The sequence below is a fragment of the Lelliottia sp. AC1 genome (assembly GCF_023278595.1).
GTDB lineage: Bacteria > Pseudomonadota > Gammaproteobacteria > Enterobacterales > Enterobacteriaceae > Enterobacter > Enterobacter nimipressuralis.
The window spans coordinates 1,826,620-1,853,047 of sequence record NZ_CP025699.1; the positions used below are offsets into that span (position 1 = coordinate 1,826,620).

Sequence of the window (26,428 nt, forward strand, 5' to 3'; positions counted from 1 at the left end):
TAACAGTGAATAACTCCATATCCTAACTCATTGATATTCTGTCCCGGCAATCCGTTTATGCATTTTTATCGCTGGCTGGCACGAACTCTGCAATCTACATTCACAGTGCAAACACTCAAATATTTAACATTTAAACAACTTATTATTTACCGGATGAGGTCGCTATGTCTCTGTCAATTACGCGTGAAAATTTTGATGAATGGATGATGCCGGTTTACGCTCCGGCGGCTTTTATTCCGGTACGCGGGGAAGGCTCACGCCTGTGGGATCAGCAGGGTAAAGAGTACATTGATTTTGCAGGCGGTATTGCCGTGAACGCGCTGGGGCACGCACACCCGGCGCTGCGCCAGACCCTCAACGATCAGGCGGCGAAGTTCTGGCATACCGGTAACGGCTACACCAACGAGCCTGCGCTGCGTCTGGCGAAAAAGCTGATCGACGCGACCTTTGCCGAGAAAATTTTCTTCTGTAACTCCGGTGCTGAGGCCAACGAAGCGGCCCTGAAGCTGGCACGCAAATATGCCCACGACCATTTCGGCGCGCAGAAAAGCGGGATCGTGGCGTTCAAAAATGCCTTCCACGGTCGCACGCTGTTTACCGTCAGCGCCGGTGGGCAGCCCGCTTACTCCCAGGATTTTGCCCCGTTACCGCCGGACATTCGTCACGCGGTGTTTAACGATCTTCAGTCCGCCAAAGCGCTGATTAATGACGACACCTGTGCGGTGATCGTCGAGCCGATGCAGGGCGAGGGCGGTGTGGTTCCGGCAGATAAAGCATTCCTGCAGGGGCTTCGCGAGCTGTGCGATCAGCACAACGCGCTGCTGATTTTTGATGAAGTGCAAACGGGCGTTGGCCGTACGGGCGAGCTTTACGCCTACATGCACTACGGCGTCACGCCGGATGTGCTGTCGACGGCGAAAGCGCTGGGCGGCGGCTTCCCGATTGGCGCGCTGCTCACCACCGATAAATGTGCCAGCGTGATGATCGTTGGCACCCACGGCACTACTTACGGCGGTAACCCGCTGGCATCCGCAGTGGCGGGCCAGGTGCTGGATATCATCAATACGCCAGCGGTGTTAAACGGCGTGAAGCAGCGTCACGATTGGTTTGTTGAGCGCCTGAATGCGATCAACAGCAAGGTCGGCATGTTCAAAGAAATTCGTGGGCTGGGGCTGTTAATTGGCTGCGAACTGACCGCTGAATTTGCCGGAAAAGCTAAACTTATTTCACAGGAAGCAGCAAAAGCGGGTGTGATGGTGCTGATTGCAGGCGCGAACGTGGTGCGTTTTGCCCCGGCGCTGATCGTCAGTGAAGAAGAGATCACCACCGGTCTGGATCGCTTTGCGCTGGCCTGTGAACAGGTGAAATCCGGGGTGTCATCATGATGGTCATCCGTCCCGTTGAGCGCGGCGATCTCGCCGGGCTTATGCAGCTTGCCGGTAAGACGGGAGGCGGGCTGACCTCGCTTCCTGCCGACGAAAAAACGCTGTCGGCGCGCATCGAGCGCGCCATCCATACCTGGCAAGGGACGGTGCCGAAAAGCGAACAAGGATACGTCTTTGTTCTGGAAGAGACGGATACAGGAACCGTGGCCGGGATCTGCGCCATTGAAGTGGCGGTCGGCCTGAATGAACCCTGGTACAACTATCGCGTGGGGACGCTGGTTCACGCGTCGAAAGAGCTGAACATTTATAACGCGCTGCCGACGCTTTCACTGAGCAACGATCACACCGGCAGCAGCGAACTCTGCACCCTGTTTCTCGATCCGGCCTGGCGCAAAGAGGGCAATGGTTATCTGCTCTCTAAATCGCGCTTTATGTTTATGGCTGCCTTCCGCGACCGCTTTAATGAAAAAGTGGTGGCGGAGATGCGCGGCGTGATCGACGAAACCGGCTACTCCCCGTTCTGGGAAAGCCTCGGCGAGCGCTTCTTCTCGATGGAGTTCAGCCGCGCGGACTATCTGTGCGGCACTGGGCAGAAGGCGTTTATCGCCGAGCTGATGCCGAAACATCCGATCTACACCCATTTCCTCACCCCCGAAGCGCAGGCCGTGATTGGCGAAGTCCATCCGCAGACGGCACCCGCGCGCGCGGTGCTGGAGAAAGAGGGTTTCCGCTATCGGAACTATGTCGATATTTTTGACGGTGGCCCGACGCTGGAGTGCGATATCGATCGCGTTCGCGCCATCCGCAAAAGCCGTCTGGTGACGGTCGTCGAAGGGCAGCCTGCGCCAGGTGAATTACCAGCCTGCCTGGTGGCGAATGAACAGTACGATCATTTTCGCGCCATGCTGGTCCACGCGAATCCAAAATGTGAACGACTGGTGCTGACCGCAGCCCAGCTGGATGCCCTGAAATGTAGCGCAGGCGACACAGTGCGCCTGGTGCGACTCTGCCCCGAGGAGAAAACAGCATGAGTTTATGGATTAATGGCGACTGGGTGACGGGTGAAGGCGAACGCCGCGTGAAAACCAACCCGGTGGGTAAAGAGGCGCTGTGGACGGGTGCAGATGCCAGCGCTGCGCAGGTGGAACAGGCCTGCAAAGCCGCACGCGCTGCGTTCCCGGCGTGGGCCAAACAGCCGTTTAGCCTGCGTCAGGCGGTCGTTGAGAAATTCGCGTCACTGCTGGAGACCAATAAAGTCGAACTGACCAGCATTATCGCCCGTGAAACCGGCAAACCGCGCTGGGAAGCGGCGACGGAAATCACGGCGATGATTAACAAAATCGCGATTTCGGTGAAGGCGTATCACACCCGCACCGGCGAGCAGCACACGGAGATGGCCGACGGTGCGGCCACTCTGCGCCATCGCCCGCACGGCGTGCTGGCAGTCTTCGGCCCCTATAATTTCCCCGGCCATCTGCCGAATGGCCACATTGTGCCTGCGCTGCTGGCGGGAAACGCCGTGATCTTCAAACCGAGCGAGCTGACGCCCTGGAGTGGCGAAGCGGTGGTCAAACTGTGGGAACAGGCGGGTCTGCCGCCGGGCGTGCTGAACCTGGTGCAGGGCGGGCGTGAAACCGGTCAGGCGCTGAGCGCGCTGAGCGATATCGACGGGCTGCTGTTTACCGGCAGCGCGGGGACCGGCTATCAGCTGCATCGCCAGCTGGCGGGCCAGCCGGAAAAAATTCTGGCACTTGAAATGGGCGGCAATAATCCGCTGATCGTTGAAGATCCTGATGATATCGACGCCGCCGTGCATCTGGCTATTCAGTCGGCGTTTGTCACCGCCGGGCAGCGCTGTACCTGTGCGCGCCGCCTGCTGGTTAAACGCGGCGCGCAGGGCGATGCGTTTCTGGCGCGCTTAGTGGAAGTGAGCGCGCGGCTAAAACCTGATGCGTGGGACGCCGAGCCGCAGCCGTTTATCGGCGGCCTGATCTCCGAACAGGCGGCGCAGAACGTGGTCAACGCCTGGCGCGATCACGTGGCGCGCGGCGGGAAAAGCCTGCTTGAGCCGATGCTTGTCCAGCCAGGCACGTCGCTACTGACGCCGGGGATTGTGGAAATGAGCGCGGCGAGCGATGTGCCGGATGAAGAGACCTTTGGGCCGCTGCTGTGCGTCTGGCGCTATGACGATTTCGACAGCGCGATTGCGCTTGCGAACAATACGCGCTATGGCCTGTCGAGCGGCCTGATTTCACCGGATCGCGAGAAATTCGACACGCTGCTGATTGAAGCGCGCGCCGGGATTGTGAACTGGAATAAACCCCTGACCGGTGCGGCGAGCACTGCGCCGTTTGGCGGCGTGGGCGCCTCCGGCAACCATCGCGCCAGCGCCTGGTATGCGGCAGATTACTGCGCGTGGCCGATGGCGAGCCTCGAAACTCCTGCGCTGACTCTGCCAGAAACCCTCAATCCGGGGCTTGATTTTAGTAAAGGGGATGGCCATGAAAGCGCGTGAGGTCAACTTTGATGGGCTGGTGGGGCTGACCCACCACTATGCCGGGCTGTCGTTTGGTAACGAAGCCTCGACGAAACACCGCTTCCAGATGTCGAACCCAAAGCTTGCGGCGAAGCAGGGGCTGCAAAAGATGAAAGCCCTGGCCGATGCCGGTTTCCCGCAGGCGGTGATCCCGCCGCAGGAGCGCCCGAACGTCGAGGTCCTGCGCCAGCTTGGGTTTAGCGGCAGCGATGAACAGGTGGTGGAAAAAGCCGGTACTCAGGTGCCGCATCTGCTGTCGGCGGCCAGTTCGGCGTCGTCGATGTGGGTCGCGAACGCGGCCACCGTCGCACCCTCGGCGGATACCCTGGATGGCAAAGTGCATCTCACCGTCGCCAACCTCAATAACAAATTCCATCGCGCGACGGAGGCGGTGACCACCGAGCGCGTGCTGCGCGCCATTTTCAGCGATGCGGAACGTTTTAGCGTCCACGAGGCACTGCCGCAGGTCGCCATGTTTGGCGATGAAGGGGCGGCCAACCATAACCGTCTGGGCGGCGATTATGGCGATCCGGCAACGCAGCTGTTTATCTATGGCCGCGACGAGAGCGGTCACCATGCCCCCGTGCGCTATCCGGCGCGGCAGACGCTGGCGGCAAGCCAGGCGGTGGCACGGCTCAATCAGGTGAATCCGGGGCAGGTGGTGTTTGCCCAGCAGAATCCTCAGGTGATCGATCAGGGTGTGTTCCACAATGACGTGATCGCCGTGTCGAACCGTCAGGTGCTATTCTGTCATGAACAGGCGTTTGCTCAGCAGGATAAATTGCTGGCAAATCTCGCGGAGCGCGTTCCGGGCTTTACGCCGATTCAGGTTCCGACGCACGCCGTGAGCGTGCAGGATGCGGTGGAAACCTATCTCTTTAACAGCCAGCTGTTGAGCCGTGAGGATGGCAGCATGATGCTGGTGCTGCCGCAAGAGTCGCACAACCATCAGGTTGTATGGCGCTATTTGAGCGAGCTGGTGAAGGCTGATAATCCCATCAGCGAGCTGAAGGTTTTCGATCTGCGTGAAAGTATGGCTAACGGCGGAGGGCCAGCCTGTTTACGTCTGCGCGTCGTCCTGACACAGGCAGAGATGCAGGCAGTAAACCCCGCAGTAATGATGAATGACACGCTGTTTAACACGCTGAATAACTGGGTGGACCGCTATTATCGCGACCAGCTGACGCAGGCGGATCTGGTCGATCCGCAGCTGCTGCGCGAAGGGCGCGAAGCGCTGGATGACCTGACCACGATCCTGCAGCTCGGTTCGGTTTATCCGTTCCAGCGCTAAGGAGAGAGCATGGAGAATTTACTGGCGCTGACGCTGGCCGATGAAACACCCGCTGAAAAAGAGGGGGAAGGGGCGTCGTTTCACTGGAAATGGCATGGGCGCGGGCTGCTGGAAATGACCCCGTTTGAAGAGAGTGGCCGCGCGCTGGTGCTCTCGGCAGGTGTTCACGGCAACGAAACCGCGCCGGTGGAGATTGTCGATCTGCTGATCCGCGCGCTGTATCACGGGGATATCCCCCTGCGCTGCCGTGTGCTGGTGGTGCTCGGGAACCCTGCGGCGCTGGCGCACAACAAACGCTATCTGGAGAGTGATATCAACCGGATGTTTGGCGGTCGCGCGGCGCAGTTTGCACCCTGTGAGGAGACGGCACGCGTGCCGGTGCTGGAAAACGCCGTCAGGGAATTCTATGCGACAGCCGGCCCGGACCGCTGGCATCTGGATCTGCACACTGCTATTCGGGCGTCGTATCACGTGCGCTTTGGCGTGTTGCCCCAGCGCGAGCAGCCCTGGGATGAACGGTTCCTGGATTGGCTGGGCGATGCAGGACTCGAAGCGCTGGTGTTCCATCAGTCGCCGGGCGGCACCTTTACCCATTTCTCCTGTGAGCATTTCGGCGCGTTGGCCTGCACGCTGGAGCTGGGCAAAGCGCTGCCGTTTGGGCATAACGATCTGACGCGATTTGCCCCAACGCATCTGGCGCTGCGGGCGCTGCTCGCGGGCGTTGAGCCTGAGCCGCATACCGAAGCGGTTGAGCGCTATCGGGTGGTGCAGCAAATCACCCGTCGCAGCGATGCGTTCCGGCTGCACATGGCGGCGCATACCCTAAACTTCACGCCGTTCCGCCAGGGGATTTTGCTGGCAGAAGATGGCGATGAACGTTACGAGGTGGAGAAAACGACGGAGTACGTGCTGTTCCCCAATCCGGCTGTGGCCTTTGGTTTGAGGGCGGGATTGATGCTAGAAAAAATAGGCTGAGCCATAATTTCCCGCGTCTGACAGGGGGCGGGAAATTATCTATTATGGCGATCGCGTAAAGTTTACAGATTATTCCTGGATACCTGCTTTATTATTAATCTCCAGTTCGCTATACTCTTTCACAATCTCTTTAAAATCAGCTAATTGAATATTTTTGTTTCAACTCTCCACGCTTTATCCTTAATTCCTCCACATTTGGTTATAAATTGTTTTTTACACTTTCATTGTTTTACCGTTGCTCTGACTAATTGACGATAAACCCCGTAAAGTTAATCTCGTCAACACGGCATAGCGCCGAAGAATAACTGAAAGTAAGGAAAACAATTATGCGTAAATTAACTGCACTGTTTGTTGCTTCTACCCTGGCTCTGGGCGCTACCAGCATGGCGTTCGCTGCGGATACCGCGACCACGACCGCTGCACCTGCTGAAGGCAAAATGATGCATCACAAAGGCAAGCCGGGTATGCATCACGACATGATGTTTAAAGACCTGAACCTGACGGATGCACAGAAACAGCAGGTACGTGACATCATGAAAAGCCAGCGCGACCAGATGAAACGTCCGCCGCTGGAAGAACGCCGCGCAATGCATGACATCATTGCCAGCGACAGCTTCGATAAAGCGAAAGCCGAAGCGCAGATCGACAAAATGGCCGAGCAGCACAAAGCCGGTATGCTGGCCCGCATGGAAACTCAGAACAAGATCTACAACATTCTGACCCCGGAACAGAAAAAGCAATTTAATGCCAATTTTGAGAAGCGTCTGACAGAACGTCCGGCGCCAGAAGGTAAAATGGCTCCGCCTGCTGAATAACAGCACAACATATTAAGACCGCCGGAAACCTGTTCACAAAAGCGCATTCGCTGTGGACAGGTCCGGCGGTTTTTTCTTTCACACCCTCTTGTCTCGCGCTGCCATCACGGTATGCTCCTGTAGTCGGTTCAGAGAATGCTTAACAGAGTCAGGGCGTTAGAGTTTTTTTCACCATGAGCCTAAGGCCCCTTTGCATTGCTGCCGATAATACGTCTGTGATTACCTAACGATAACAATCAAGACAGCGACGCTATTGATATTGTCGCTCTGGTGCGATTGCGCCTTTCAGGAGTGGTGATGGAGTTTTTTGATATCCGCAAAATGCCGGTGAATCTCTGGCGTAATGGGGCGGGTGAAACCCGTGAGATTTGTTGCTTTCCCACTGCGACCCGTGATTTTCACTGGCGCGCCAGTATTGCTTCTATCGCCAGCAACGGCGAATTCTCTCTCTTTCCCGGCGTCGATCGGGTGATTACCCTGATTGAGGGCGGCGAAGTGACTCTCGATGCGGGCCAGACCTTTTGCCATACCCTGAAGCGTCACCAGCCATTCAGTTTTGCGGGCGACCATCCGGTGAAAGCGAAGCTCACGGAAGGGCAGATGTCGATGGATTTCAATATCATGACGAAGCGCGATCGCTGCAAGGCCAACGTGCGGGTGGCGGATCGCACCTTTACCACCTTCGCCTCGCGCGGCGGCGTGGTATTCGTTCTGAGCGGTGCCTGGCAGTTGGGTGACAAATTCCTCACCGCCGATCAGGGCGCCAGCTGGCAGGATGGCATTCACACCCTGCGCTTACTGGAATCAGAAGGAACGCTGCTGTTCAGTGAGATTACGTGGCTGCCGGGTCACTCAGTTCAATGATTTCATACTGCCCGGAGAGCAGCGGCTTACAGAGAATTTTGTAGCCGTCCTGATCAAACCCGGCAGGCGTGCGCAGCAGGGCCGCGGCGTCGTTTAACGTGTCGACGGCCCCCAGCCACAGCCAGTTGTGAATAATGTGGTAGTGGGTGATGGCGTTGCTGGTCTCTTTCAGCGCAATGGCGCCTTGCCACGGCCAGCAGGTTACGCTGATCGCCGCCAGCCCGGCCTTTAATCTCATCTGATGATCTTCCACACTCTCCTTGCCGCAGCACGCCCCGGCGCAGCGTTTCAGCGCGGAACGAAAACAGGCGCGCCCGCGCGTAAGCGACTCCAGACCTAATAACCCGTAGCAAAGTTTCTCTGCATCAGCGAGAGATTGCAGCGCCTGCAACGCCGCGCGGCGGTTGGCAAACAGGCCGTATAAATTCGGCGCGTGGGAGAAATCAATCTCACGGGCGTAAACCACCTGCGGTTTGCCGTCGGTGATTTGCAGCGAGCACAGCTGGCGGTTGCGACGTAGACGTTTATTGAACAGCGGCTGCTGTTCTTTGATCAACCGGGCTTCGAGCAGCAGCGCGCCCAGCTCCCCGGCGGTTTGCGTCCAGGTGATGCGCCGCGACTGGCGCAGCATCGCGGCCTCGTCGGGCGTGCGTAAATGCGATAACACCCGGCTGCGGATATTGACGCTTTTACCGATATAGAGCGGCATCGCTTCGCTTTCGCCATGAAAGAAATAGACGCCAGGCTGTTTCGGCAGTGCCTCAAGCCAGGGGCGAAGATGTTCGGGATATTCGTAGATAGCCCCCGCTTCAAATTCAAGACGCGGGGCAGATTGACGCCTGCTCACAAAAGACTCCTGATACTGTTCAGGCATACAGTGTAGCAAAGAGTTAGTGGTTAAAAAAGAGGCGGCTTCGTCTGGCGGGCTGTGTGCGTAGGGCTTGCGGCCATCGCAGGGGTAAAAATAGGCCGGGTAAGCGTAGCGCCACCCGGCATTTTGCTGGGGGAATCAGCGCTTCCAGAAGTCGTCGAAGATGGTAATCGGCGTGCGTCGCTTGTGCTCGGTTTTCAGATACCAGCCTTCAATAGTGCGGGCGATACTCTCATCAAGCGTTTTGCCTTCCAGATAATCGTCGATATTGTCGTACGTCACTCCCAGCGCCGCTTCATCCGGCAGGGAAGGGCGATCGTCTTCCAGATCGGCGGTCGGCGCTTTCTTATAGAGGTGCTCCGGGCAGCCCAGCGCGGCAAGAAGTTGCTTACCCTGGCGTTTATTGAGGCGGAAAATCGGGTTGATATCGGTACCGCCATCGCCGTATTTTGTGAAGAAACCGGTGACCGCTTCCGCCGCATGATCGGTGCCGACCACAACGCCTTTGGTCATACCGGCGATGCTGTACTGGGCTTTCATGCGCTCGCGGGCTTTTTCGTTGCCGCGAATGAAATCGCTCAGCTCAATGCCGGCCTCGCGCAGCGCCTGTTCGCTGGCTAATACCGCGCCTTTGATGTTCACGGTGAGCACGCGATCGGGCTGGATAAAGGAGATTGCATCCTGGCAATCCTGCTCGTCGGCCTGGACGCCATAAGGCAGGCGCACGGCGATAAACTGCAGCGCGTCGTCACCCGTTTCCTGACGTAATTCTGAGATCGCCTGCTGGCACAGTTTGCCGGTCAGGGTAGAGTCCTGACCGCCGCTGATGCCAAGTACCAGTGACTTCAGGAACGGATACGTTTTCAGATAGGATTTCAAAAAATCGACGCTGCGGCGGATTTCTTGATGAGCATCTATCGCAGGCGTTACGCCAAGCGCATGAATAATCTCTTGTTGCAGAGCCATTACGCCCTCCATTAGCAAAAACGAAGCAGAATGAGTATCCGTTAAAACTAACCTTTTGGGCGTAAAACGACAAGGATCACAGTTACGAGTGAGGCAAATTGCGACGATTTAGCAGGTTATCGTTGTTTTATTAGAATTTTCCGAAAAACATCCCGCTTCGCAGACAAAGTTGAAGAATCGAATTTTTTATCCCATGCTTAGATAACACGCTGATAAACAAGAGGACGGAAAATGAACAAGAATGTAGCGGGAATTTTAAGTGCAGCGGCGGTATTGACTATGCTGGCGGGCTGTACAGCTTACGATCGTACAACCGATCAGTTCACACAGCCGGTAGTTAAAGATGTGAAGAAAGGGATGAGCCGTGCGCAGGTAGCGCAGGTGGCTGGCAAACCTTCTTCCGAAGTCACTATGATCCACGCACGTGGGACCTGCCAGACCTATATTCTGGGTCAACGTGATGGTAAAGCAGAGACCTACTTTGTGGCTCTGGACGATACAGGACACGTGATCAACTCAGGTTATCAGACCTGTGCTGAGTACGACACCGACCCACAGGCACCTAAGGCGCAATAACCTGCTTGCCTGAGCAATGTAACAAACCGGCCAATGTGCCGGTTTTTTTATGCCTGCAATAATCTTATTTCTTTGCGCGAATTATTTGCCTAAACTGTGAGGGCAGTCAAAACGACAGGTCAAGGAGAGACAATTGTGACTCGTGCTGAATTATCCGCTCCCTATGCCTTGCCGTATACTCCATTCAATGACAAACAACAGTAACACTCACCAGCGGGCTGAAGGGCGATGGTGAGGGTCATACAAGAGGGAAGTTGCTATGGAAAAGAAACATATCTACCTGTTCTGCTCTGCGGGCATGTCAACGTCACTACTGGTTTCCAAGATGCGTGCGCAGGCAGAAAAGTATGAAGTTCCTGTCGTTATCGAAGCGTTTCCCGAAACGCTGGCAGGCGAAAAAGGTCAGGCCGCGGACGTGATTTTACTGGGTCCACAGATTGCGTATATGTTGCCAGAAATCCAGCGTTTATTACCGAACAAACCTGTAGAAGTGATCGATTCTGTGCTGTACGGCAAAATTGATGGTTTAGGTGTACTTAAAGCTGCAGTCGCCTCAATTAAAAAAGCTGCCGCTAATTAAAATTTAAATTTTTCCCGTCAAAGAGTTATTTCACACACTTACGCCGCAATATTTGTTGCGGCATTTAAGGGTAATTTCTATGAGTCAAGTTATTAGCTCTCTTGAAAAGGTACTCCTTCCTTTTGCTGTTAAAATAGGAAAGCAGCCCCACATTAATGCGATTAAAAATGGCTTTATTAAATTAATGCCGTTGACCCTGGCCGGCGCCATGTTCGTATTAATTAATAACGTCTTTTTAAGTTTTGGCGAAGGCTCGTTTTTCTATTCTATGGGCATTCGGTTAGACGCTTCCACCATTGAAACCCTGAATGGCTTTAAAGCCATCGGTGGCAACGTGTACAACGGTACGTTGGGCATTATGTCGCTGATGGCGCCTTTTTTCATTGGTTCTGCGTTAGCGGAAGAGCGTAAAGTCGACCCAATGGCAGCCGGTCTGTTGGCTGTGGCGGCCTTTATGACTGTGACACCTTACAGCGTTGGTGAAGCCTATGCCGTCGGTGCAAACTGGCTGGGCGGTCAGAATATTATTTCCGGGATGGTGATTGGCCTGATCGTGGCGGAAATGTTCACCTTCGTGATTCGTCGCAACTGGGTCATTACCCTGCCAGATAGCGTGCCGTCTTCCGTATCGCGCTCTTTCTCGGCATTAATCCCAGGCTTCCTGATCCTGTCCATTTTCGGTGTGCTCTCCTGGCTGCTGGCAAACCACGGCAGCAACTTCCACCAGATCATCATGGACTCTATCTCCACGCCGCTGGCATCAATGGGCAGCGTAGTGGGCTGGGCTTACGTTATCTTTAACTCCCTGCTGTGGTTCTTCGGCGTGCACGGCTCACTGGCGCTCACCGCGCTGGATAACGGCATCATGACCCCATGGGCGCTGGAAAACATCGCACTGTATAACCAGTACGGTTCCGTAGAAGCGGCGATTGCTGCCGGTAAAGAGTTCCACTTCTGGGCGAAACCGATGCTGGATTCCTACATCCTGCTGGGTGGTTCAGGGGCGACGCTCGGTCTGATTATCGCTATCTTCATCGGCTCACGCCGCGCGGATCATCGTCAGGTGGCGAAACTGGCACTGCCATCAGGTATCTTCCAGATTAACGAACCGATTCTGTTTGGTTTGCCAATCATCATGAACCCGGTCATGTTTATTCCGTTCGTGCTGATTCAGCCGATTCTGGCCGCCATTACGCTGGCTGCTTACTCGATGGGCATTATCCCGCCGGTAACGAACCTGGCACCGTGGACGATGCCAACCGGTCTTGGCGCCTTCTTCAACAGTAACGGCAGCATCGCCGCACTCTGCGTGGCACTGTTCAACCTGGGTGTATCGACGCTGGTTTACCTGCCATTCGTGGCGGTGTCGAACAAGGCTCAGGCGGTCATTGATGAGCAGGAAAGCGAAGAAGACATCGCTAACGCACTGAAATTCTAAGAGGTCCGGCGCGGGGAAACCCGCGCCTGTAAAAGGAGAGAAATGATGTTTGATTTGGATACTATCGTGGCAGACGAGGCCGTTGAGAACGATCTTGAAGAAGTAGTGATGGGGCTTATCATTAACTCCGGACAGGCACGCAGCCTGGCGTACAGCGCACTCAAACAAGCCAAGCAGGGCGATTTCGCCGCAGCGAAACGCATGATGGATCAGTCGCGCACGGCGCTGAACGAAGCACACCTGGTACAAACTAAGCTGATTGAAGGCGACCAGGGAGAAGGTAAAATGAAGGTGAGTCTGGTGCTGGTTCACGCCCAGGATCATTTGATGACCTCAATGCTGGCTCGCGAGCTGGTGGCTGAGCTCATTGAGCTTCACGAGAAAATGCAATAAGTCAGGCCGCCGGAGGTAAACACGATGGAAATTAAAACCGCACTTGAGCAGCAACTGTTTAACGGCAAGAATTTTCACGTGGTTATCTATAACAAAACGGAAAGCGTGAGCGGTCTGCATCAGCATGACTACTACGAGTTCACGATTGTTCTGACCGGGCGCTACTACCAGGAGATCAACGGCAAGCGCGTGCTGCTGGAGCGCGGCGACTTTGTCTTTCTACCGATGGGGTCGTATCACCAGAGCTTTTATGAATTCGGGGCGACGCGCATTCTGAACGTCGGTGTGAGCAGACGTTTCTTCGAGAAACACTACTTACCCCTGGTGCCATTCTGCTTCGTGGCATCGCAGGTGTATCGCATTAAAAACGAGTTTATGACCTGGATCGAAACGGTTATCGCCTCGCTGAACTTCCGGGACAGCGAATTCGATGAGTTTATTGAAACGGTCACGTTTTATGTGATGAACCGCCTGCGCCACCATCGCGATGAGCAGCAGGTGATCGATGATATTCCGCAGTGGCTGCGGACTACCGTAGAGTTAATGCACGACAAACATCAGTTTGGCGATAATGCGCTGGAGAACATGATTGCCCTGTCGGGTAAATCGCAGGAATATCTCACCCGCGCCACCCAGCGTTATTACCAAAAAACACCGGTGCAAATCATTAACGGTATTCGTATTAATTTCGCCAAAAAGCAGCTGGAAATAACCAATTATTCGGTCACCGATATTGCTTATGAATCGGGTTACAGTAGCCCGAGCCTGTTTATTAAAACCTTTAAGAAATTCACTTCATTCACGCCTAACAGCTACCGTAAAAATTTAACGGTAATGAATAATTAATTGACTCACGGCGAAGTAGCTCGCCAGGAATATTGACTTAAACGCTTGCCCAAAATAGCGGGAATGCCACGCTATACTTTGCAGGCGGTTAACCTGATACGCTAAGGGAGATATTATGCAAAAGAAATTGAAAGTCGTAACCATCGGCGGCGGCAGCAGTTATACCCCGGAATTGCTCGAAGGTTTTCTGAAACGTTATCATGAACTGCCGGTCAGCGAATTATGGCTGGTGGATGTGGAAGAAGGGCAGGAGAAACTCGATATTATTTTCGAGCTGTGCCAGCGCATGGTGCAGAAAGCCGGTGTCCCGTTAACCGTACATAAAACGTTAGATCGTCGTCAGGCGCTGAAAGATGCCGACTTCGTGACCACCCAGCTGCGCGTGGGCCAGCTGAAAGCCCGCGAACTGGATGAGCGTATTCCGCTGAGCCACGGTTATCTGGGGCAGGAAACCAACGGTGCGGGCGGTCTGTTTAAAGGCCTGCGCACCATTCCGGTGATTTTTGACATCATCAAAGATGTGGAAGAGATCTGCCCGCAGGCGTGGGTGATCAACTTCACCAACCCGGCCGGGATGGTCACGGAAGCGGTTTATCGCCACACCGGATTCAAACGGTTCATCGGCGTGTGCAACATTCCGATTGGCATGAAAATGTTTATCCGCGATGTGCTGAAATTGACCGACAGCGACGATCTCTCCATCGATCTGTTCGGCCTGAACCACATGGTCTTTATCAAAGATGTGATTGTCAACGGAGAGTCACGCTTTGCCAAACTGCTGGACGGCGTGGCCTCGGGCCGACTGACCGCTGGCTCGGTGAAAAACATCTTCGATTTGCCGTTCAGCGAAGGGCTGATTCGCTCCCTGAATTTGCTGCCGTGCTCGTATCTGCTCTACTACTTCAAGCAGAAAGAGATGCTGGCCATCGAAATGGGCGAGTATTATAAAGGCGGGGCTCGCGCGCAGGTCGTGCAGAAAGTCGAAAAACAGCTCTTTGATTTGTATAAAGATCCTCATCTTAACGTCAAACCGAAAGAGCTTGAGCAGCGCGGCGGGGCGTATTACTCCGATGCGGCCTGTGAAGTCATTAACGCCATTTACAATGACAAACAGGCTGAGCATTACGTGAACGTGCCGCACCACGGGCATATCGACAACATCCCGGCAGACTGGGCGGTTGAAATGACCTGTATTCTTGGGCGCGACGGGGCGAAACCGCACTCTCGCATCACCCATTTCGACGACAAAGTGATGGGCCTGATTCACACCATCAAAGGTTTCGAAATCGCAGCCAGCCATGCGGCGCTGAGCGGGGAATTTAACGACGTGTTGCTGGCCCTGAACCTGAGTCCGCTGGTCCACTCCGACCGCGACGCAGAATCCCTGGCCCGCGAAATGATTCTCGCCCATGAAAAATGGCTGCCAAACTTTGCGGCCACGGCTGAGAAGCTTAAACAACGCTGAGAGGAACAGAGATGGAAAATCTGTTGATCGTGAATGCCGATGATTTTGGACTCTCCAAAGGGCAAAACTACGGCATCATCGAAGCCTGTCGCCACGGGGTGGTCACATCGACCACCGCGCTGGTCAACGGCGAGGCGATTGAACATGCCGCAGCATTAAGCCGCGATCTGCCGAAGCTGGGCGTAGGGATGCATTTCGTGCTGACGCTCGGGATGCCGCTTTCCCCCATGCCGGGGCTAACGCGCGACGGGGTGCTGGGTAAATGGATTTGGGAGATGGCGGAGCAGGGCGCGCTGCCGCTCGACGAAATCGCCCGCGAACTGGATTGTCAGTTTAATCGCTTCGTCGATCTCTTTGGCCGCGAACCGACGCACCTCGACAGCCATCATCATGTGCATATGATCCCGGCGATTTTCCCGCTGGTGGCCGAATTTGCGGCGCGTAAAGGTGTGGCGATGCGTGTGGACCGTCAGGTGCTGGCCCTGCACGATTTGCCGCTCGGCCGTGCGCCGACTACCGAGGGTTTCAGCAGCGAGTTTTATGGCGATGCGATCAGCGAAGCGCTGCTGTTGCAGGTACTGGATGGCTCGGCTTCGCGCGGTGAACGTTCGCTAGAGATCATGGCGCATCCGGCGTTTGTCGATAATACGGTGCGCAAAAGCGCCTATTGCTGGCCGCGTCTGGCGGAACTGGACGTGCTGACGTCGCCCTCGCTGAAGTATGCGATTGCGGAACGTGGGTATCGTTTAGGGACGTTTAGCGATTTGTAAGAATAGCCGGGTAGGCATCAGCCTACCCGGTAGTTTGTTATGCCGGAATCGCTGAAATTTTAGCGCTTCGTGACCACACCCGGTGCGCCGCCATCAGATCGAACAGCTGATCCATAAACGGTGCGCCGACTTTATCTCCCTCGACAATCCCTTCCTCACCTTTTTCTGCCACTTTCAGCAGCGATTTAAACTGACGCGCATCGCCCGCCAGCGCGACAGGTTTCAGGTGTTTATAGGCCTCCAGCAGATAGTAGGCCGCATCGCCATTGGTGAGCAGGCTCTTAATATCGCCGCCCGGCACAATCACGGCATCCACGGTGAGGGACGGTGATCCGGCGAACGTTGCGGCGATGGGCAGGACAGAGCCATCGTCAGCCTTCACTTCGCCCATGCGGGAGTAGAGCAGTTTCGCGTGCACGCCTTTCGACTTCAGCGCTTTCAGGATCGCCAGCACATCTTTGGCAATGGGTTTGTCGTTAAGCAGTACCGCCACCACGCGGCCCTTAATCGTACCGCCCGGCACGGCATAAAGACTCAGGGAGGCATCTTTTTTCAGGCCGTTGACCTCTTTCGGCGGCGCCGTATTGCGCTGCTCATCGGTGAGGGTTAGCCCTAAATTATCCGCCACGCCCTGGGCGAGCTTAATGTCGATATGCGCCAGGTGATCGACCACCCGTTCACGAATGTATTCACGCACCACTTTGCTTAACTCAAAGCTAAAGCTGCCGATGATATGTTCCTGCTCAACGGGCGTCTGACTGTTCCAGAACAGGCGAGGATGGGCGTAATACTCGGCAAACGATGGACTGCGCTCGCGGATTTTGGTCCCTTCCACACGCTCCTGATAGGACTCGAAGCCACCGCGTTTTGGCCCTGGCGGGGTTTCGCGCGGCCAGTTATCGTTGATCGAGTTCGGTTCATAGTTCGCCGGGTTGGTGTCGATATCCTGGCGGTGCATCCCGTCGCGCTGGAAGTTATGGTACGGACAGGTCGGGCGGTTAATCGGAATTTCGTGGAAGTTCGGCCCACCGAGACGGCTGATTTGCGTGTCGGTATAGGAGAACAAACGCCCCTGCAGCAGAGGATCGTTGGTGAAATCCAGCCCTGGGACGATATGCCCTGGATGGAACGCCACCTGTTCGTTTTCCGCAAAGAAGTTATCCGGATTACGGTTGAGCACCATTTTGCCCACCAGCTGCACGGGCACCAATTCTTCGGGGATCAGTTTGGTAGGGTCGAGCAGATCAAAATCAAACTTGAATTCATCCTCTTCCGGAATGAGCTGTAACCCCAGTTCGTATTCCGGGAAATCGCCCGCTTCGATGGCTTCCCACAGTTCACGACGATGGAAATCGGGATCGCGCCCGGTCAGCTTTTGCGCTTCGTCCCACACCAGAGAGGCTTTACCCGCTACCGGCTTCCAGTGGAAACGCACGAACGTTGCTTTGCCTTCGGCATTAATCAAACGGAAGGTGTGAATGCCGAAGCCTTCCATGGTGCGGTAGCTGCGGGGGATACCGCGATCGGACATTGCCCAAATCACGTTGTGCAGCGTTTCCGGCTGGAGCGAAACATAGTCCCAGAAGGTGTCGTGGGCACTTTGCCCCTGAGGAATAGCCCAGTGCGGCTCAGGTTTGACCGCATGGACGAAGTCCGGGAACTTGTGGGCGTCCTGAATGAAGAACACCGGGGTATTGTTGCCGACAAGGTCAAAAATACCTTCTTCCGTATAGAATTTGGTGGCGAAACCACGGATATCGCGCACGGTGTCGGCTGAACCGGCGCCGCCCTGTACCGTGGAGAATCGCACGAAGACCGGGGTCACTTTATCCGGGTCGGAGAGGAAATCCGCTTTGGTAATATCGCTCAGGTTTTTGTAGGGCTGGAAATAGCCATGGGCGGCAGAACCGCGTGCGTGAACGATACGTTCCGGGATTCGCTCGTGGTCAAAGTGGGTGATTTTCTCCCGCAGGATAAAATCTTCCAGTAGGGTCGGGCCACGGCTTCCTGCACGCAGGGAGTTCTGGTCATCGGCGATGCGCACGCCCTGATTGGTGGTGAGCGGGAAACTCTCGCCGCCTTTGCGATGCGGCTCCAGTGAATGCAGTTTTTCGTTGCCCGTATCCGGGGATTTGAGGCTACCCGGCGCGGTAGGTTGCTCTCCTGGGGCTGACGGCGACGGCGAAGGGCGATGGGAGCCATCTTCCGGGGCCAGCGAGTCCATACCAGGTTTTGATTCTTCGTCGCCGTGGATCGGTGACTGATGATGTTTATCGGTCTTGTCTTTTTGATGCGACATTGCACTCGTCTCCTGGGTTTCATTGCTGAAATACGGTCGTTGTGGCGAAAAGCCCCATTAACTATAGAACAATGTGACAAACAACCTGCCAGACTGAGACTTTTCGGGTTAAAGGCACCGCGAGAGCGGGCATACCGCATCCAAAGCGCGACGCGTCAGGGGGGAATCGGCTATGATAGGAATTTCCTGCTTCCAGAATTTGCTTTAGTGAACCAGTGCTTATGAAACCATTTCGTCAACAAAACCGTCGTGTCATCAGCTACGTACCCCGCGTCGAACCAGCGCCGCCAGACCATGCCCTAAAAGTGGATGGCTTTCGCGACGTCTGGCAACTGCGGGGAAAATACGTGGCCTTTGTCCTGATGGGGGAGCATTTTCGCCGTTCCCCGACGTTTACGGTTCCGGAATCGGCCCAGCGCTGGGCCATGCAAATCCGCCAGGATGGGGATATTGAGTAAACGCAGAGATAAAAAAAACCGCCAGAGGCGGTTTTTTTATTGGGTGCGGTAAACGATTAACGATGCGCCAGTTCGGCGTTCTCATCGCTATCGAGGATCGCTTTGTCGGTCTGCTTCAGCCACTGGCTGGTGAGCGTCCCGGCAGTCATAGAACCGTTGACGTTGAGCGCGGTACGGCCCATGTCGATCAGCGGTTCGACGGAGATCAGCAGCGCGACCAACGTCACCGGCAGGCCCATCGCAGGCAGCACGATCAGCGCGGCGAAGGTGGCACCACCGCCAACACCTGCCACACCAGCGGAGCTTACGGTGACAATACCGACCAGCGTTGCAATCCACATTGGGTCGAGCGGGTTAATCCCGACGGTAGGAGCAACCATGACGGCCAGCATTGCCGGGTACAGACCCGCACAGCCGTTCTGACCAATGGTCGCGCCAAATGAGGCGGAGAAGCTGGCGATTGACTCTGGTACACCCAGACGACGGGTCTGCGCTTCAACGTTCAGCGGAATAGACGCGGCGCTGGAGCGGCTGGTGAAGGCAAACGTCAGCACCGGCCACACTTTGCGGAAGAATTTCAGTGGGCTAACACCGTTCACACCCAGCAGAATGCCGTGGACGACAAACATGATCATCAGGCCGAGGTAAGAAGCGACCACGAAGCTGCCCAGTTTGATGATGTCCTGCAGGTTAGAACCGGCAACCACTTTGGTCATCAGAGCCAGCACACCGTACGGCGTCAGCTGCATAACCAGACGCACCAGCTTCATCACCCAGCTCTGCAGGGTGTCGATGGCGGTCAGTACGCGCTGGCCTTTTGGCGCATCGTCTTTCAGCAGTTTCAGCGCGGCCACACCCAGGAAGGCAGCAAAAATCACGACGCTAATAATGGACGTCGGATTTGCGCCTGTCAGGTCGGCAAACGGGTTTTTCGGCACGAAGGAGAGCAGCAGCTGAGGCACGCTCAGATCGGCCACTTTACCGGCGTAGTTGGTCTGAATAGCGGCCAGGCGCGCGGTTTCCGCGGTGCCCTGTACAAGCCCTTCTGCGGTCAGGCCAAACAGATTGGTGACCAGCACACCGACCAGCGCGGAAATAAGCGTGGTGAACAGCAGAGTGCCGATAGTCAGGAAGCTGATTTTACCCAGCTGAGAGGCGTTATGCAGACGGGCAACCGCGCTCAGAATAGAGGCGAAGACCAGCGGCATGACGATCATTTGCAGCAGCTGTACATAGCCGTTACCGACCACGTTAAACCACTGAATAGAATCTTTCAGAACCGGGTTATCAGAGCCGTAGATCGCCTGCAGTGCCAGACCAAATACCACACCCATTCCCAGACCGACGAGTACTTTTTTTGCCAGGCTCCACTGCTTGTGACGCGTCTGCGCCAGCAGCAATAGCAAGACAACGAACACCACAATGTTCGCGATAAGTGGAAAATTCATCCCCGTTCTCCTGATTTATAATCCGACCAGTATATTCCGATCATGTTGGCGCAAGATTATCAGAAGTGTGATGTGGCGCTTATATCCAAATGGAATGGATTATGACAAATGCAACTATTTTGTCTGTTTATTGTTCAATCTGGTGATGAATAAAGCGATTGAACTGAAATTGCAGGGAATTGATCATGTGTGAAGACCAGCGAACTGCACCATTTTCGGGCAGGGTCTGAGGCATCCAGACGGAATAGGCGAAGAGCGCCATGCACAAGACGCGCTCCAGCTGGTTGCCTTTTTGCGGGGCCAGAATCGGAAAACGGAAACGCCAGCGGCAGGGCCAGAGCAGCGGAACGCCGGCGGGGGTTAACATATCGGCCAGAATATGGCTTAGGTAGCCGAGCACCATCCCCTGAATCGCGTCGGCGGGAACAATCCAGCTTTCGGGGATCTTAAGATAGAAAAAGGTCAGCAGAATAAAGACCGCCAGCAGGCTGTGGGTGAACCCGCGATGACCGAAGGCTCTGGCGATGGGTTTGGCGATCCATTTCAGGCGCTGGCCGAGAAATGACTTGGGATGATCAATATCTGGCAGTAAACAGGTGAGGACCGCAGAAGGAACAATATGCCACCAGTCGCCCTGTGCCAGAACAGGGGTAAGCTCAGCGTTTTTGGCAAACACTGCGCAGGCAATAGAAAAAAGGAGGTGGCCTTCCGCCGTCATGATAAAACCCACGAAACTGTCAATTCATACAGTATAGGGTTTTTGTACAGTAGGCGGAAGAGGTTACGGTGTAACTCTTTGTCACAAACTGGCGCTAGCGCGCCAGCCAACCCCCATCGACGGCGAGCGTATAGCCATTGATATAGTCAGAGGCGTTTGAGGCAAGGAAAACCACCGGGCCTTGCAGGTCTTCAGGATTTCCCCAGCGCGCAGCAGGGATACGATCCAAAATCTCTTTACTGCGCTGGTCGTCGTCACGTAACTCTTGGGTATTGTTGGTCGCCATGTACCCCGGTGCAATCGCATTGACATTGATCCCGTGCGCTGCCCACTCGTTTGCCAGCAGGCGCGTAATCCCTACTACACCGCTTTTCGAGGAGGTATAAGACGGGACGCGGATCCCGCCCTGGAAGGAGAGCATCGAGGCGATATTCACAATTTTGCCGCCTTCGCCCTGAGCAATAAACTGACGCGCAACCGCCTGAGAGAGGAAAAAGACCGATTTCAGGTTCAGGTTCATTACGTCATCCCAGTTTTTTTCGCTGAATGACAGGGCATCTTCCCGACGGATGGTTCCGGCGTTGTTGACCAGAATATCGACACGGCCCATTTCGGCGACCGCTTTTGTCACAATCGTTTCAATCGCGTCCTTCTGGCTAAGATCGGCCTGAATCGCCATAAAGCGGCGGCCCAGGGCTTTGACTTTTTTTGCGGTCTCTTCGGGGATTTTACGGTTCACCCCCACGATGTCACATCCCGCCTGCGCCAGTCCCAGCGTCATTCCCTGGCCTAAACCGGTATCGCAGCCGGTGACGATGGCTACTTTTCCCGCCAGATTAAAGGCATCCAGTATCATATCAACCTCAGAGTGTAGGGTTATTGTCATTCTGAAGATAAGAATAGGAGCCGCTGGCAGGAATTACAAATAAAAATGAAATGATGTTTCAAAAATATTATGGTGGTCATGTTTTCGGGCAACAGGGCGTTGCCCGAACCAGAGGGATTACCCGCGCAGATGCTCTGCGGTCAAATCGGCAAGGGTGGCCAGTTTGACGTCCGCCAGTGCAAAGCGTGGATCGTGCTGGCCTTCTTCGGCAGGGACCACAATGGAGCGCATACGGGCTGCTTTCGAGGCAATCATGCCGTTAACAGAATCTTCCAGCGCCACGCACGCGAGTGTGTCGACGCCCAGTTTTGCAGCGCAGTCCATATAAACCTGCGGATGGGGCTTGCTGTAGGGCAGTTTTTCCGCCGAGGCCAGCGCGTCGAAGCTTTCGCGCAGGTCGAACATCTCCAGCACTTTTTCCAGCATGTGCAGCGGTGATGCGGACGCCAGGCCCACTTTCAGCCCCTGAGCTTTACACAATGCGACGGCTTCGCGCGCGCCCGGCAGCAGGGGGCGGCTCTCTTCAACGAGGGTGATGGCGCGGGTGATAATGCGGTCGGTGACGTCCTGACGGCTTGGGCCATTCCACGGCTGGTGGGCAAACCACAGCTCAACAACCATATCAATGCGCAGCCCCAGCGTATCCGGCAGCTCGTTACGGCGGCTAATATCCACGCCAATGCTGGCCATAACATCCAGTTCGGCACGATCCCAAAGCGGTTCGGAATCGATTAACAATCCATCCATATCGAAAATGGCAGCAACAATCTGGCGCGGGGTCGTCATAACGCTATCTCCATTCATACGTTTTCAGCATAAAGTCACTCTAAAGTTAAGCAGCAATTTAGCATAATTGGCCTTAAAGAACGGGCGAAATTCGTAAGCAGAAGGTAAACTTAGGCTCTAAGTGAGCGTCTTACTGAAGGGGAACTGATGACGTATCAACAAGCTGGACGCATCGCGGTGCTAAAACGTATTGCCGGATGGGTAATTTTTATTCCGGCGGTGATTTCCACGCTAATCTCCGTGCTGAAATTCATGTATGAGCACAGCGAAAAGCAGGCAGGTATCAATGCGGTTATGCTTGATTTTGCTCATGTTATGATTGAGATGATGCGCTTTAACACGCCATTTCTTAACTTCTTCTGGTACAACTCGCCGACGCCCAATTTTCACCAAAGCCTGAACATCGCGTTCTGGATAATCTTTGCGCTGATCTTTATCGCGCTCGCTCTGCAGGCATCCGGCGCGCGAATGAGCCGTCAAACGCGTTTTCTGCGTGAAGGGGTGGAAGATCAGCTGATACTGGAACAGGCGAAGGGCACTGAAGGGCTGACCCGCGAGCAGATTGAATCGCGAATCGTGGTTCCGCATCACACCATTTTGCTGCAGATTTTCCCGCTATACGTACTGCCGGTGATTATCATCGTCTGCGGTTACTTCTTCTTCTCGTTACTCGGTTTTCTGTAACGCGCTGCGGGTGGCCTTGGCCACCCGTTTACGCTGTTACGCCGCTAAAACACGCTCCAGCGCACGTTGCGCATTCACCAGATGTTCGCCGCCAAACAATATCGCACGGTTCAGCAGGGTATAGAGCTGGTAAAGGGGCTGTCTTTCGAGGAAGCCTGACGGCAGGGGCGAAACGGACTGATAGCCATCGTAGATTTGCGGAGGCTGTTCCGGATGCAGCGGCAGCATAGCCAGATCGCATTCGCGGTCGCCCCAGTAGCAGGCAGGATCAAAGATATAAGGCCCGTTCGGCCCCAGCGCACAGTTTTCTGACCACAGATCGCCATGTAACAGCGACGGTTGCGGCTGGTGAGAAGCCAGGCGCTGCTGGACATGCTCCACAATCGCATCAATATTGCCAAACTCTAGCCCTTTCTCCGCCGCAAGCTCCAGCTGCCAGCCGATGCGCTGCTCGGCAAAGAAGGTGGACCAGCGACGCTGCCAGGCGTTGGGCTGAGGGGTCGTCGACAGGTCGTTGTCAAAATCGAGACCAAACTGTGGCTGATCGCTCCACTGATGCAGGCGGGCAATCTGCTGGCCTAATAAAAAGGCGTTGTGCGCGTCCAGCGGACGGGCAGGGAGATAATCCATCACCAGAAAGCTGTAATCGCGATCGCTGCCCAGCGCCCAGACCTGCGGCACGGAGACGGTTTTGCTGCGCGACAGTAATTCCAGCTGATCGGCTTCGGCGGTGAAGATGGGAAGCAATTCCCGTTCATCACATTTCACGAAGAAATCGCGTCCCGCGAAGCGCAGATGCCATGCAGCGTGGATCTCACCGCCTGGCAGCTCGTTACGCTGCTCGATCTCCCCGCCGCCCAGTTGCTCGTTTAAAAGATGACTGATAGCCTGCCACATGATGATTCTCCCATGTTGTCCGCCAGATCATAAAGTTAGCGCATAAACGCTGTTCAATAATACGAGCTAACGCACACCTGAGCCGTCAGGATCACTTTAGGGCATTTATTGTTCTCTTTTTTGCCACTCTTCCCAGGTTTTCACGTCAATATCTGCTTGTTTAGCGATCGAACTCTCAATCAGACCACTTGCCAGCGCTTTCACTTCATCAACGCTGAGGGGACTGATCAGCCCGAATGTATTCGTGCCCAGATCGTGGACGTTGCCTTCGTCATCCGTCAGCGTCAGCAGGAAGCCGCCACGCGTCAGGTGGTTAGTGATCTCGTTGAGTTCTGTCAGCGAGTCTTCATGAAATTTGATGGTCACGACGTAGCGGGTGATGTCACCACTGCTCATATTTCACCTCTTTGTTATCTTGAAAGTTTTCTTAGCATAGCCGATCGCGCCAGTTTGGCGACTTAATGCGCTTCCCTCCGTTATGGAGGGAAGCCATTTTTAGCTCTGGGAAAGGTAATTCACGATTTTTTGCGTGTCTTCGAGGGAGCACAGGCGCGTGCCGTGATTAATGGTGGCCGCGCTACCCGCCGCGACGCCGTAGCGCGTCATCTCCAGCAGCGATGCGCCTTGCGCCAGTTTTAAGGTCATCGCACCGACCATACTGTCACCGGCACCGACGGTGCTCTGGCTTTTCATCGGCGGTGGAACGACCTGCACCGAACCGGTTTCATCGACGGCGAGGGCACCCTGCGGCCCCAATGAGACCACCACGCGATGCGCTTTCCCGCTGCGCACCAGCTCCTGGGCGGCGGAGCGAACATCATCGGGCTGCGTTAACGGGCGCTTGACCAGCGCGCTCAACTCTTTTTGGTTCGGTTTGATCAGTTCCAGACCGCCGGATTCCAGAGCGGCAGTCAGCGCATCGCCCGAACTGTCGACGATGCAGCGCAGGCCTTTGTCTTTCGCCGCGCGAATCAGCTGGGTCAGTTTTTCACATTGCACGCCAGGGGGCAGGCTGCCGCTAATCACCAGCAGGGCACCGCTTTCAATGGCGAGCACTTTCTGTTCCAGCTGGCGGAATTCATCGTCATCCAGCATGGCGCCGGGCATGACGAAACGGTACTGCTCGCCGCTGGATTCGACGTGGACATGCAGGTTCTGGCGCGTCCAGTCTTTTGCGTCGACGGTATCGACAGCCACCTGTTCATCCGCCAGCAGCGCCACCAGATGTTCACCGGTGGCACCGCCCGCCGGGAAGATCGCCGTGGCTTGACCACCAAGATGGGTAATGGCGCGCGCCACATTAATCCCCCCGCCGCCAGGCTCGAAGACGGGCGTGCTACAGCGGAGTTTACCTTCAGGATAAATCTGCGGCGTGAGGGTGGCGCTGTCGAGGGAAGGGGAGAGCGTCAGTGTATAAATCTTGACCATTGTGACCTCCTTTTAGCATTGGCTCAGGTAAGCATGGCACAAAAGGCGAGAAGGGAAAGTAAATAACAGTATGATTTTAAATATAAATGTTTAGACGTTCTGTGCGTTTTTAATATGAATTAATTAACGATTTGAGATCGTTCTTATTCAAAAAATGAAATAAGAAATCATTGCTATGTTATATGAGCCTTTTTATAATTTGTTACCTTTCTATGGATGCCTTGTCATTGATCCTCAAGAAAGTTTCCGAGACCGTGATGGTCTCTTTTTTTGTTGTACGGACTCCTTTATAAATGAAGCTCTTGAAGACAGTACCTGCCGCATTGATGCTGGCGGGTGGCGTGTTTGCCTCGATGTACGCAGCCGCTGACGATACCGTTTTTACTGTCATGGATGACCCATCCACTGCGCAGAAACCGTTTGAAGGTAACCTTAACGCGGGCTATCTGGCGCAATCAGGTAACACCAAAAGCTCCTCCCTGACCGCAGACACCACAATGACCTGGTACGGCAATACCACCGCCTGGTCCCTGTGGGGTAACGCCAGTAACACCTCATCTAATGACGAGCGCTCCTCTGAGAAATATGCAGTGGGTGGCCGTAGCCGTTACAACATGACGGATTATGACTATCTTTTCGGCCAGGCAAGCTGGTTAACTGACCGCTACAATGGCTATCGCCAGCGTGACGTCTTCACTGCGGGTTATGGTCGTCAGTTCCTGAATGGCCCGGTCCACAGCTTCCGTTTTGAATTCGGTCCGGGTGTACGTTACGACGAGTACACTGACGGCGATACCAAAACGCAGCCGCTGGGTTATGCATCCGGCACTTATGCCTGGCAGTTCACCGATAACGCTAAATTTACCCAGGGCGTCTCCGTGTTTGGGGCTGATGATACGACACTGAACTCTGAAACCGCGCTGAACGTGGCGATCAACGAACACTTTGGTTTAAAAGTGGCGTACAACGTGACCTGGAACTCGGAGCCACCGGCTTCCGCACCAGAACATACCGATCGCAGAACGACCGTTTCTTTAGGCTATAAAATGTAAT

Annotated in this window: 26 protein-coding genes and 1 pseudogene; 17 read left to right on the plus strand and 10 right to left on the minus strand. The window is 55.0% G+C overall.

What is annotated here, in order from left to right; translation table 11 throughout:
- The first annotated feature begins 164 nt into the window (after positions 1–164).
- From C0560_RS08530 to ves, 7 genes are all read left to right on the plus strand, one after another.
- Positions 165–1,385 (plus strand): aspartate aminotransferase family protein, encoded by a 1,221-nt coding sequence (locus tag C0560_RS08530; protein ID WP_181827702.1) that lies wholly within the window; start codon positions 165–167, stop codon positions 1,383–1,385.
- On the plus strand, positions 1,382–2,416 hold the full coding sequence (gene astA / locus C0560_RS08535; protein WP_123429064.1) for an arginine N-succinyltransferase: 1,035 nt from the start codon (positions 1,382–1,384) through the stop codon (positions 2,414–2,416). The genes C0560_RS08530 and astA overlap by 4 nt, the downstream gene beginning before the upstream one ends.
- A complete protein-coding gene (astD, locus tag C0560_RS08540) occupies positions 2,413–3,900 on the plus strand; it encodes a succinylglutamate-semialdehyde dehydrogenase (RefSeq protein WP_248859987.1) in 1,488 nt (495 codons plus the stop codon). Before astA ends, astD begins: the two co-directional genes overlap by 4 nt.
- Positions 3,887–5,212, plus strand: coding sequence for an N-succinylarginine dihydrolase (gene astB, locus C0560_RS08545; protein WP_248859988.1), 1,326 nt, complete (start codon positions 3,887–3,889; stop codon positions 5,210–5,212). Before astD ends, astB begins: the two co-directional genes overlap by 14 nt.
- Before the next feature lie 9 nt (positions 5,213–5,221).
- Positions 5,222–6,187: a succinylglutamate desuccinylase gene (gene astE, locus C0560_RS08550; protein ID WP_248859989.1), complete on the plus strand. Its 966-nt coding sequence runs from the start codon at positions 5,222–5,224 to the stop codon at positions 6,185–6,187.
- A 326-nt stretch (positions 6,188–6,513) separates the two neighbouring features.
- Positions 6,514–7,002 carry an ATP-independent periplasmic protein-refolding chaperone Spy gene (spy, locus tag C0560_RS08555; RefSeq protein WP_123429060.1) on the plus strand — a complete coding sequence of 163 codons (489 nt, stop codon included), beginning with the start codon at positions 6,514–6,516 and terminating at the stop codon, positions 7,000–7,002.
- Positions 7,003–7,299: 297 nt separating this feature from the next.
- Positions 7,300–7,866 carry an environmental stress-induced protein Ves gene (gene ves / locus C0560_RS08560; RefSeq protein ID WP_123429059.1) on the plus strand — a complete coding sequence of 189 codons (567 nt, stop codon included), beginning with the start codon at positions 7,300–7,302 and terminating at the stop codon, positions 7,864–7,866.
- On the opposite strand, the gene cho is transcribed toward ves, so the two are convergent.
- Positions 7,835–8,713 carry an excinuclease Cho gene (gene cho / locus C0560_RS08565; protein ID WP_198520741.1) on the minus strand — a complete coding sequence of 293 codons (879 nt, stop codon included), beginning with the start codon at positions 8,711–8,713 and terminating at the stop codon, positions 7,835–7,837. The genes ves and cho overlap by 32 nt on opposite strands.
- A gap of 162 nt (positions 8,714–8,875) precedes the next feature.
- Positions 8,876–9,703 (minus strand): ammonia-dependent NAD(+) synthetase, encoded by an 828-nt coding sequence (gene nadE / locus C0560_RS08570; RefSeq protein WP_100780499.1) that lies wholly within the window; start codon positions 9,701–9,703, stop codon positions 8,876–8,878.
- A gap of 231 nt (positions 9,704–9,934) precedes the next feature.
- Here nadE and osmE point away from each other — a divergent pair, with 231 nt between their 5' ends.
- The 7 genes and pseudogenes from osmE to chbG all read left to right on the plus strand — a co-directional run bounded on the left by osmE (position 9,935) and on the right by chbG (position 15,771).
- Positions 9,935–10,279, plus strand: a complete 345-nt coding sequence (gene osmE / locus C0560_RS08575) for an osmotically-inducible lipoprotein OsmE (RefSeq protein ID WP_100780498.1) — start codon at positions 9,935–9,937, stop codon at positions 10,277–10,279.
- A gap of 259 nt (positions 10,280–10,538) precedes the next feature.
- The gene (chbB, locus tag C0560_RS08580; RefSeq protein WP_100780497.1) at positions 10,539–10,859 is read left to right on the plus strand and encodes a PTS N,N'-diacetylchitobiose transporter subunit IIB; all 321 of its coding nucleotides are present in this window, start codon (positions 10,539–10,541) and stop codon (positions 10,857–10,859) included.
- Positions 10,860–10,938: 79 nt separating this feature from the next.
- Positions 10,939–12,297, plus strand: a complete 1,359-nt coding sequence (gene chbC, locus C0560_RS08585) for a PTS N,N'-diacetylchitobiose transporter subunit IIC (RefSeq protein WP_100780496.1) — start codon at positions 10,939–10,941, stop codon at positions 12,295–12,297.
- Between the two features lie 45 nt (positions 12,298–12,342).
- Positions 12,343–12,690, plus strand: a complete 348-nt coding sequence (gene chbA / locus C0560_RS08590; RefSeq protein WP_248860264.1) for a PTS N,N'-diacetylchitobiose transporter subunit IIA — start codon at positions 12,343–12,345, stop codon at positions 12,688–12,690.
- Positions 12,691–12,702: 12 nt separating this feature from the next.
- A pseudogene (chbR, locus tag C0560_RS08595) lies at positions 12,703–13,536 on the plus strand (transcriptional regulator ChbR); the annotation flags it as partial.
- A 115-nt stretch (positions 13,537–13,651) separates the two neighbouring features.
- The gene (locus C0560_RS08600) at positions 13,652–15,001 is read left to right on the plus strand and encodes a 6-phospho-beta-glucosidase (RefSeq protein ID WP_248859990.1); all 1,350 of its coding nucleotides are present in this window, start codon (positions 13,652–13,654) and stop codon (positions 14,999–15,001) included.
- A gap of 11 nt (positions 15,002–15,012) precedes the next feature.
- Positions 15,013–15,771, plus strand: a complete 759-nt coding sequence (gene chbG, locus C0560_RS08605) for a chitin disaccharide deacetylase (protein ID WP_129034414.1) — start codon at positions 15,013–15,015, stop codon at positions 15,769–15,771.
- 37 nt (positions 15,772–15,808) lie between these two features.
- Here chbG and katE read toward each other — a convergent pair whose 3' ends face one another.
- A complete protein-coding gene (gene katE, locus C0560_RS08610) occupies positions 15,809–18,070 on the minus strand; it encodes a catalase HPII (RefSeq protein WP_100780491.1) in 2,262 nt (753 codons plus the stop codon).
- 197 nt (positions 18,071–18,267) lie between these two features.
- Here katE and cedA point away from each other — a divergent pair, with 197 nt between their 5' ends.
- On the plus strand, positions 18,268–18,528 hold the full coding sequence (gene cedA / locus C0560_RS08615) for a cell division activator CedA (RefSeq protein ID WP_181827932.1): 261 nt from the start codon (positions 18,268–18,270) through the stop codon (positions 18,526–18,528).
- Positions 18,529–18,584: 56 nt separating this feature from the next.
- Here cedA and C0560_RS08620 read toward each other — a convergent pair whose 3' ends face one another.
- From C0560_RS08620 to hxpB, 4 genes are all read right to left on the minus strand, one after another.
- Positions 18,585–19,976 (minus strand): L-cystine transporter, encoded by a 1,392-nt coding sequence (locus C0560_RS08620; RefSeq protein ID WP_248859992.1) that lies wholly within the window; start codon positions 19,974–19,976, stop codon positions 18,585–18,587.
- Between the two features lie 127 nt (positions 19,977–20,103).
- A complete protein-coding gene (locus C0560_RS08625; RefSeq protein ID WP_100780488.1) occupies positions 20,104–20,694 on the minus strand; it encodes a metal-dependent hydrolase in 591 nt (196 codons plus the stop codon).
- 94 nt (positions 20,695–20,788) lie between these two features.
- Complete coding sequence (gene kduD / locus C0560_RS08630; protein ID WP_248859994.1) at positions 20,789–21,550, minus strand: 2-dehydro-3-deoxy-D-gluconate 5-dehydrogenase KduD; 762 nt, start codon at positions 21,548–21,550, stop codon at positions 20,789–20,791.
- A gap of 147 nt (positions 21,551–21,697) precedes the next feature.
- Complete coding sequence (gene hxpB / locus C0560_RS08635; RefSeq protein WP_248859995.1) at positions 21,698–22,366, minus strand: hexitol phosphatase HxpB; 669 nt, start codon at positions 22,364–22,366, stop codon at positions 21,698–21,700.
- A 147-nt stretch (positions 22,367–22,513) separates the two neighbouring features.
- Here hxpB and C0560_RS08640 point away from each other — a divergent pair, with 147 nt between their 5' ends.
- Positions 22,514–23,050, plus strand: a complete 537-nt coding sequence (locus tag C0560_RS08640; RefSeq protein WP_100780485.1) for a YniB family protein — start codon at positions 22,514–22,516, stop codon at positions 23,048–23,050.
- A 36-nt stretch (positions 23,051–23,086) separates the two neighbouring features.
- On the opposite strand, the gene C0560_RS08645 is transcribed toward C0560_RS08640, so the two are convergent.
- The 3 genes from C0560_RS08645 to pfkB all read right to left on the minus strand — a co-directional run bounded on the left by C0560_RS08645 (position 23,087) and on the right by pfkB (position 25,375).
- Entirely contained in the window at positions 23,087–23,947 is an 861-nt protein-coding gene (locus C0560_RS08645; RefSeq protein WP_248859997.1) for a fructosamine kinase family protein, read from the minus strand.
- A 105-nt stretch (positions 23,948–24,052) separates the two neighbouring features.
- A complete protein-coding gene (ghoS, locus tag C0560_RS08650; protein WP_248859998.1) occupies positions 24,053–24,343 on the minus strand; it encodes a type V toxin-antitoxin system endoribonuclease antitoxin GhoS in 291 nt (96 codons plus the stop codon).
- A gap of 99 nt (positions 24,344–24,442) precedes the next feature.
- Positions 24,443–25,375 carry a 6-phosphofructokinase II gene (gene pfkB / locus C0560_RS08655; protein WP_129034417.1) on the minus strand — a complete coding sequence of 311 codons (933 nt, stop codon included), beginning with the start codon at positions 25,373–25,375 and terminating at the stop codon, positions 24,443–24,445.
- A gap of 293 nt (positions 25,376–25,668) precedes the next feature.
- On the opposite strand from pfkB, the gene C0560_RS08660 reads away from it, so the two are divergent.
- Positions 25,669–26,427 (plus strand): YdiY family protein, encoded by a 759-nt coding sequence (locus C0560_RS08660; protein WP_100780481.1) that lies wholly within the window; start codon positions 25,669–25,671, stop codon positions 26,425–26,427.
- The last annotated feature ends 1 nt before the right edge of the window (position 26,428 follow it).

Excerpts from the sequence above, each read along its gene's own strand:
- C0560_RS08530 (WP_181827702.1), top strand. The coding sequence starts at position 165 with ATGTCTCTGTCAATTACGCGTGAAAATTTTGATGAATGGATGATGCCG.
- astA (WP_123429064.1), top strand. The coding sequence starts at position 1,382 with ATGATGGTCATCCGTCCCGTTGAGCGCGGCGATCTCGCCGGGCTTATG.
- astD (WP_248859987.1), top strand. The coding sequence starts at position 2,413 with ATGAGTTTATGGATTAATGGCGACTGGGTGACGGGTGAAGGCGAACGC.
- astB (WP_248859988.1), top strand. The coding sequence starts at position 3,887 with ATGAAAGCGCGTGAGGTCAACTTTGATGGGCTGGTGGGGCTGACCCAC.
- astE (WP_248859989.1), top strand. The coding sequence starts at position 5,222 with ATGGAGAATTTACTGGCGCTGACGCTGGCCGATGAAACACCCGCTGAA.
- spy (WP_123429060.1), top strand. The coding sequence starts at position 6,514 with ATGCGTAAATTAACTGCACTGTTTGTTGCTTCTACCCTGGCTCTGGGC.
- ves (WP_123429059.1), top strand. The coding sequence starts at position 7,300 with ATGGAGTTTTTTGATATCCGCAAAATGCCGGTGAATCTCTGGCGTAAT.
- nadE (WP_100780499.1), bottom strand. The coding sequence starts at position 9,703 with ATGGCTCTGCAACAAGAGATTATTCATGCGCTTGGCGTAACGCCTGCG.
- osmE (WP_100780498.1), top strand. The coding sequence starts at position 9,935 with ATGAACAAGAATGTAGCGGGAATTTTAAGTGCAGCGGCGGTATTGACT.
- chbB (WP_100780497.1), top strand. The coding sequence starts at position 10,539 with ATGGAAAAGAAACATATCTACCTGTTCTGCTCTGCGGGCATGTCAACG.
- chbC (WP_100780496.1), top strand. The coding sequence starts at position 10,939 with ATGAGTCAAGTTATTAGCTCTCTTGAAAAGGTACTCCTTCCTTTTGCT.
- chbA (WP_248860264.1), top strand. The coding sequence starts at position 12,343 with ATGTTTGATTTGGATACTATCGTGGCAGACGAGGCCGTTGAGAACGAT.
- C0560_RS08600 (WP_248859990.1), top strand. The coding sequence starts at position 13,652 with ATGCAAAAGAAATTGAAAGTCGTAACCATCGGCGGCGGCAGCAGTTAT.
- chbG (WP_129034414.1), top strand. The coding sequence starts at position 15,013 with ATGGAAAATCTGTTGATCGTGAATGCCGATGATTTTGGACTCTCCAAA.
- katE (WP_100780491.1), bottom strand. The coding sequence starts at position 18,070 with ATGTCGCATCAAAAAGACAAGACCGATAAACATCATCAGTCACCGATC.
- C0560_RS08620 (WP_248859992.1), bottom strand. The coding sequence starts at position 19,976 with ATGAATTTTCCACTTATCGCGAACATTGTGGTGTTCGTTGTCTTGCTA.
- C0560_RS08625 (WP_100780488.1), bottom strand. The coding sequence starts at position 20,694 with ATGACGGCGGAAGGCCACCTCCTTTTTTCTATTGCCTGCGCAGTGTTT.
- kduD (WP_248859994.1), bottom strand. The coding sequence starts at position 21,550 with ATGATACTGGATGCCTTTAATCTGGCGGGAAAAGTAGCCATCGTCACC.
- hxpB (WP_248859995.1), bottom strand. The coding sequence starts at position 22,366 with ATGACGACCCCGCGCCAGATTGTTGCTGCCATTTTCGATATGGATGGA.
- C0560_RS08640 (WP_100780485.1), top strand. The coding sequence starts at position 22,514 with ATGACGTATCAACAAGCTGGACGCATCGCGGTGCTAAAACGTATTGCC.
- C0560_RS08645 (WP_248859997.1), bottom strand. The coding sequence starts at position 23,947 with ATGTGGCAGGCTATCAGTCATCTTTTAAACGAGCAACTGGGCGGCGGG.
- ghoS (WP_248859998.1), bottom strand. The coding sequence starts at position 24,343 with ATGAGCAGTGGTGACATCACCCGCTACGTCGTGACCATCAAATTTCAT.
- pfkB (WP_129034417.1), bottom strand. The coding sequence starts at position 25,375 with ATGGTCAAGATTTATACACTGACGCTCTCCCCTTCCCTCGACAGCGCC.
- C0560_RS08660 (WP_100780481.1), top strand. The coding sequence starts at position 25,669 with ATGAAGCTCTTGAAGACAGTACCTGCCGCATTGATGCTGGCGGGTGGC.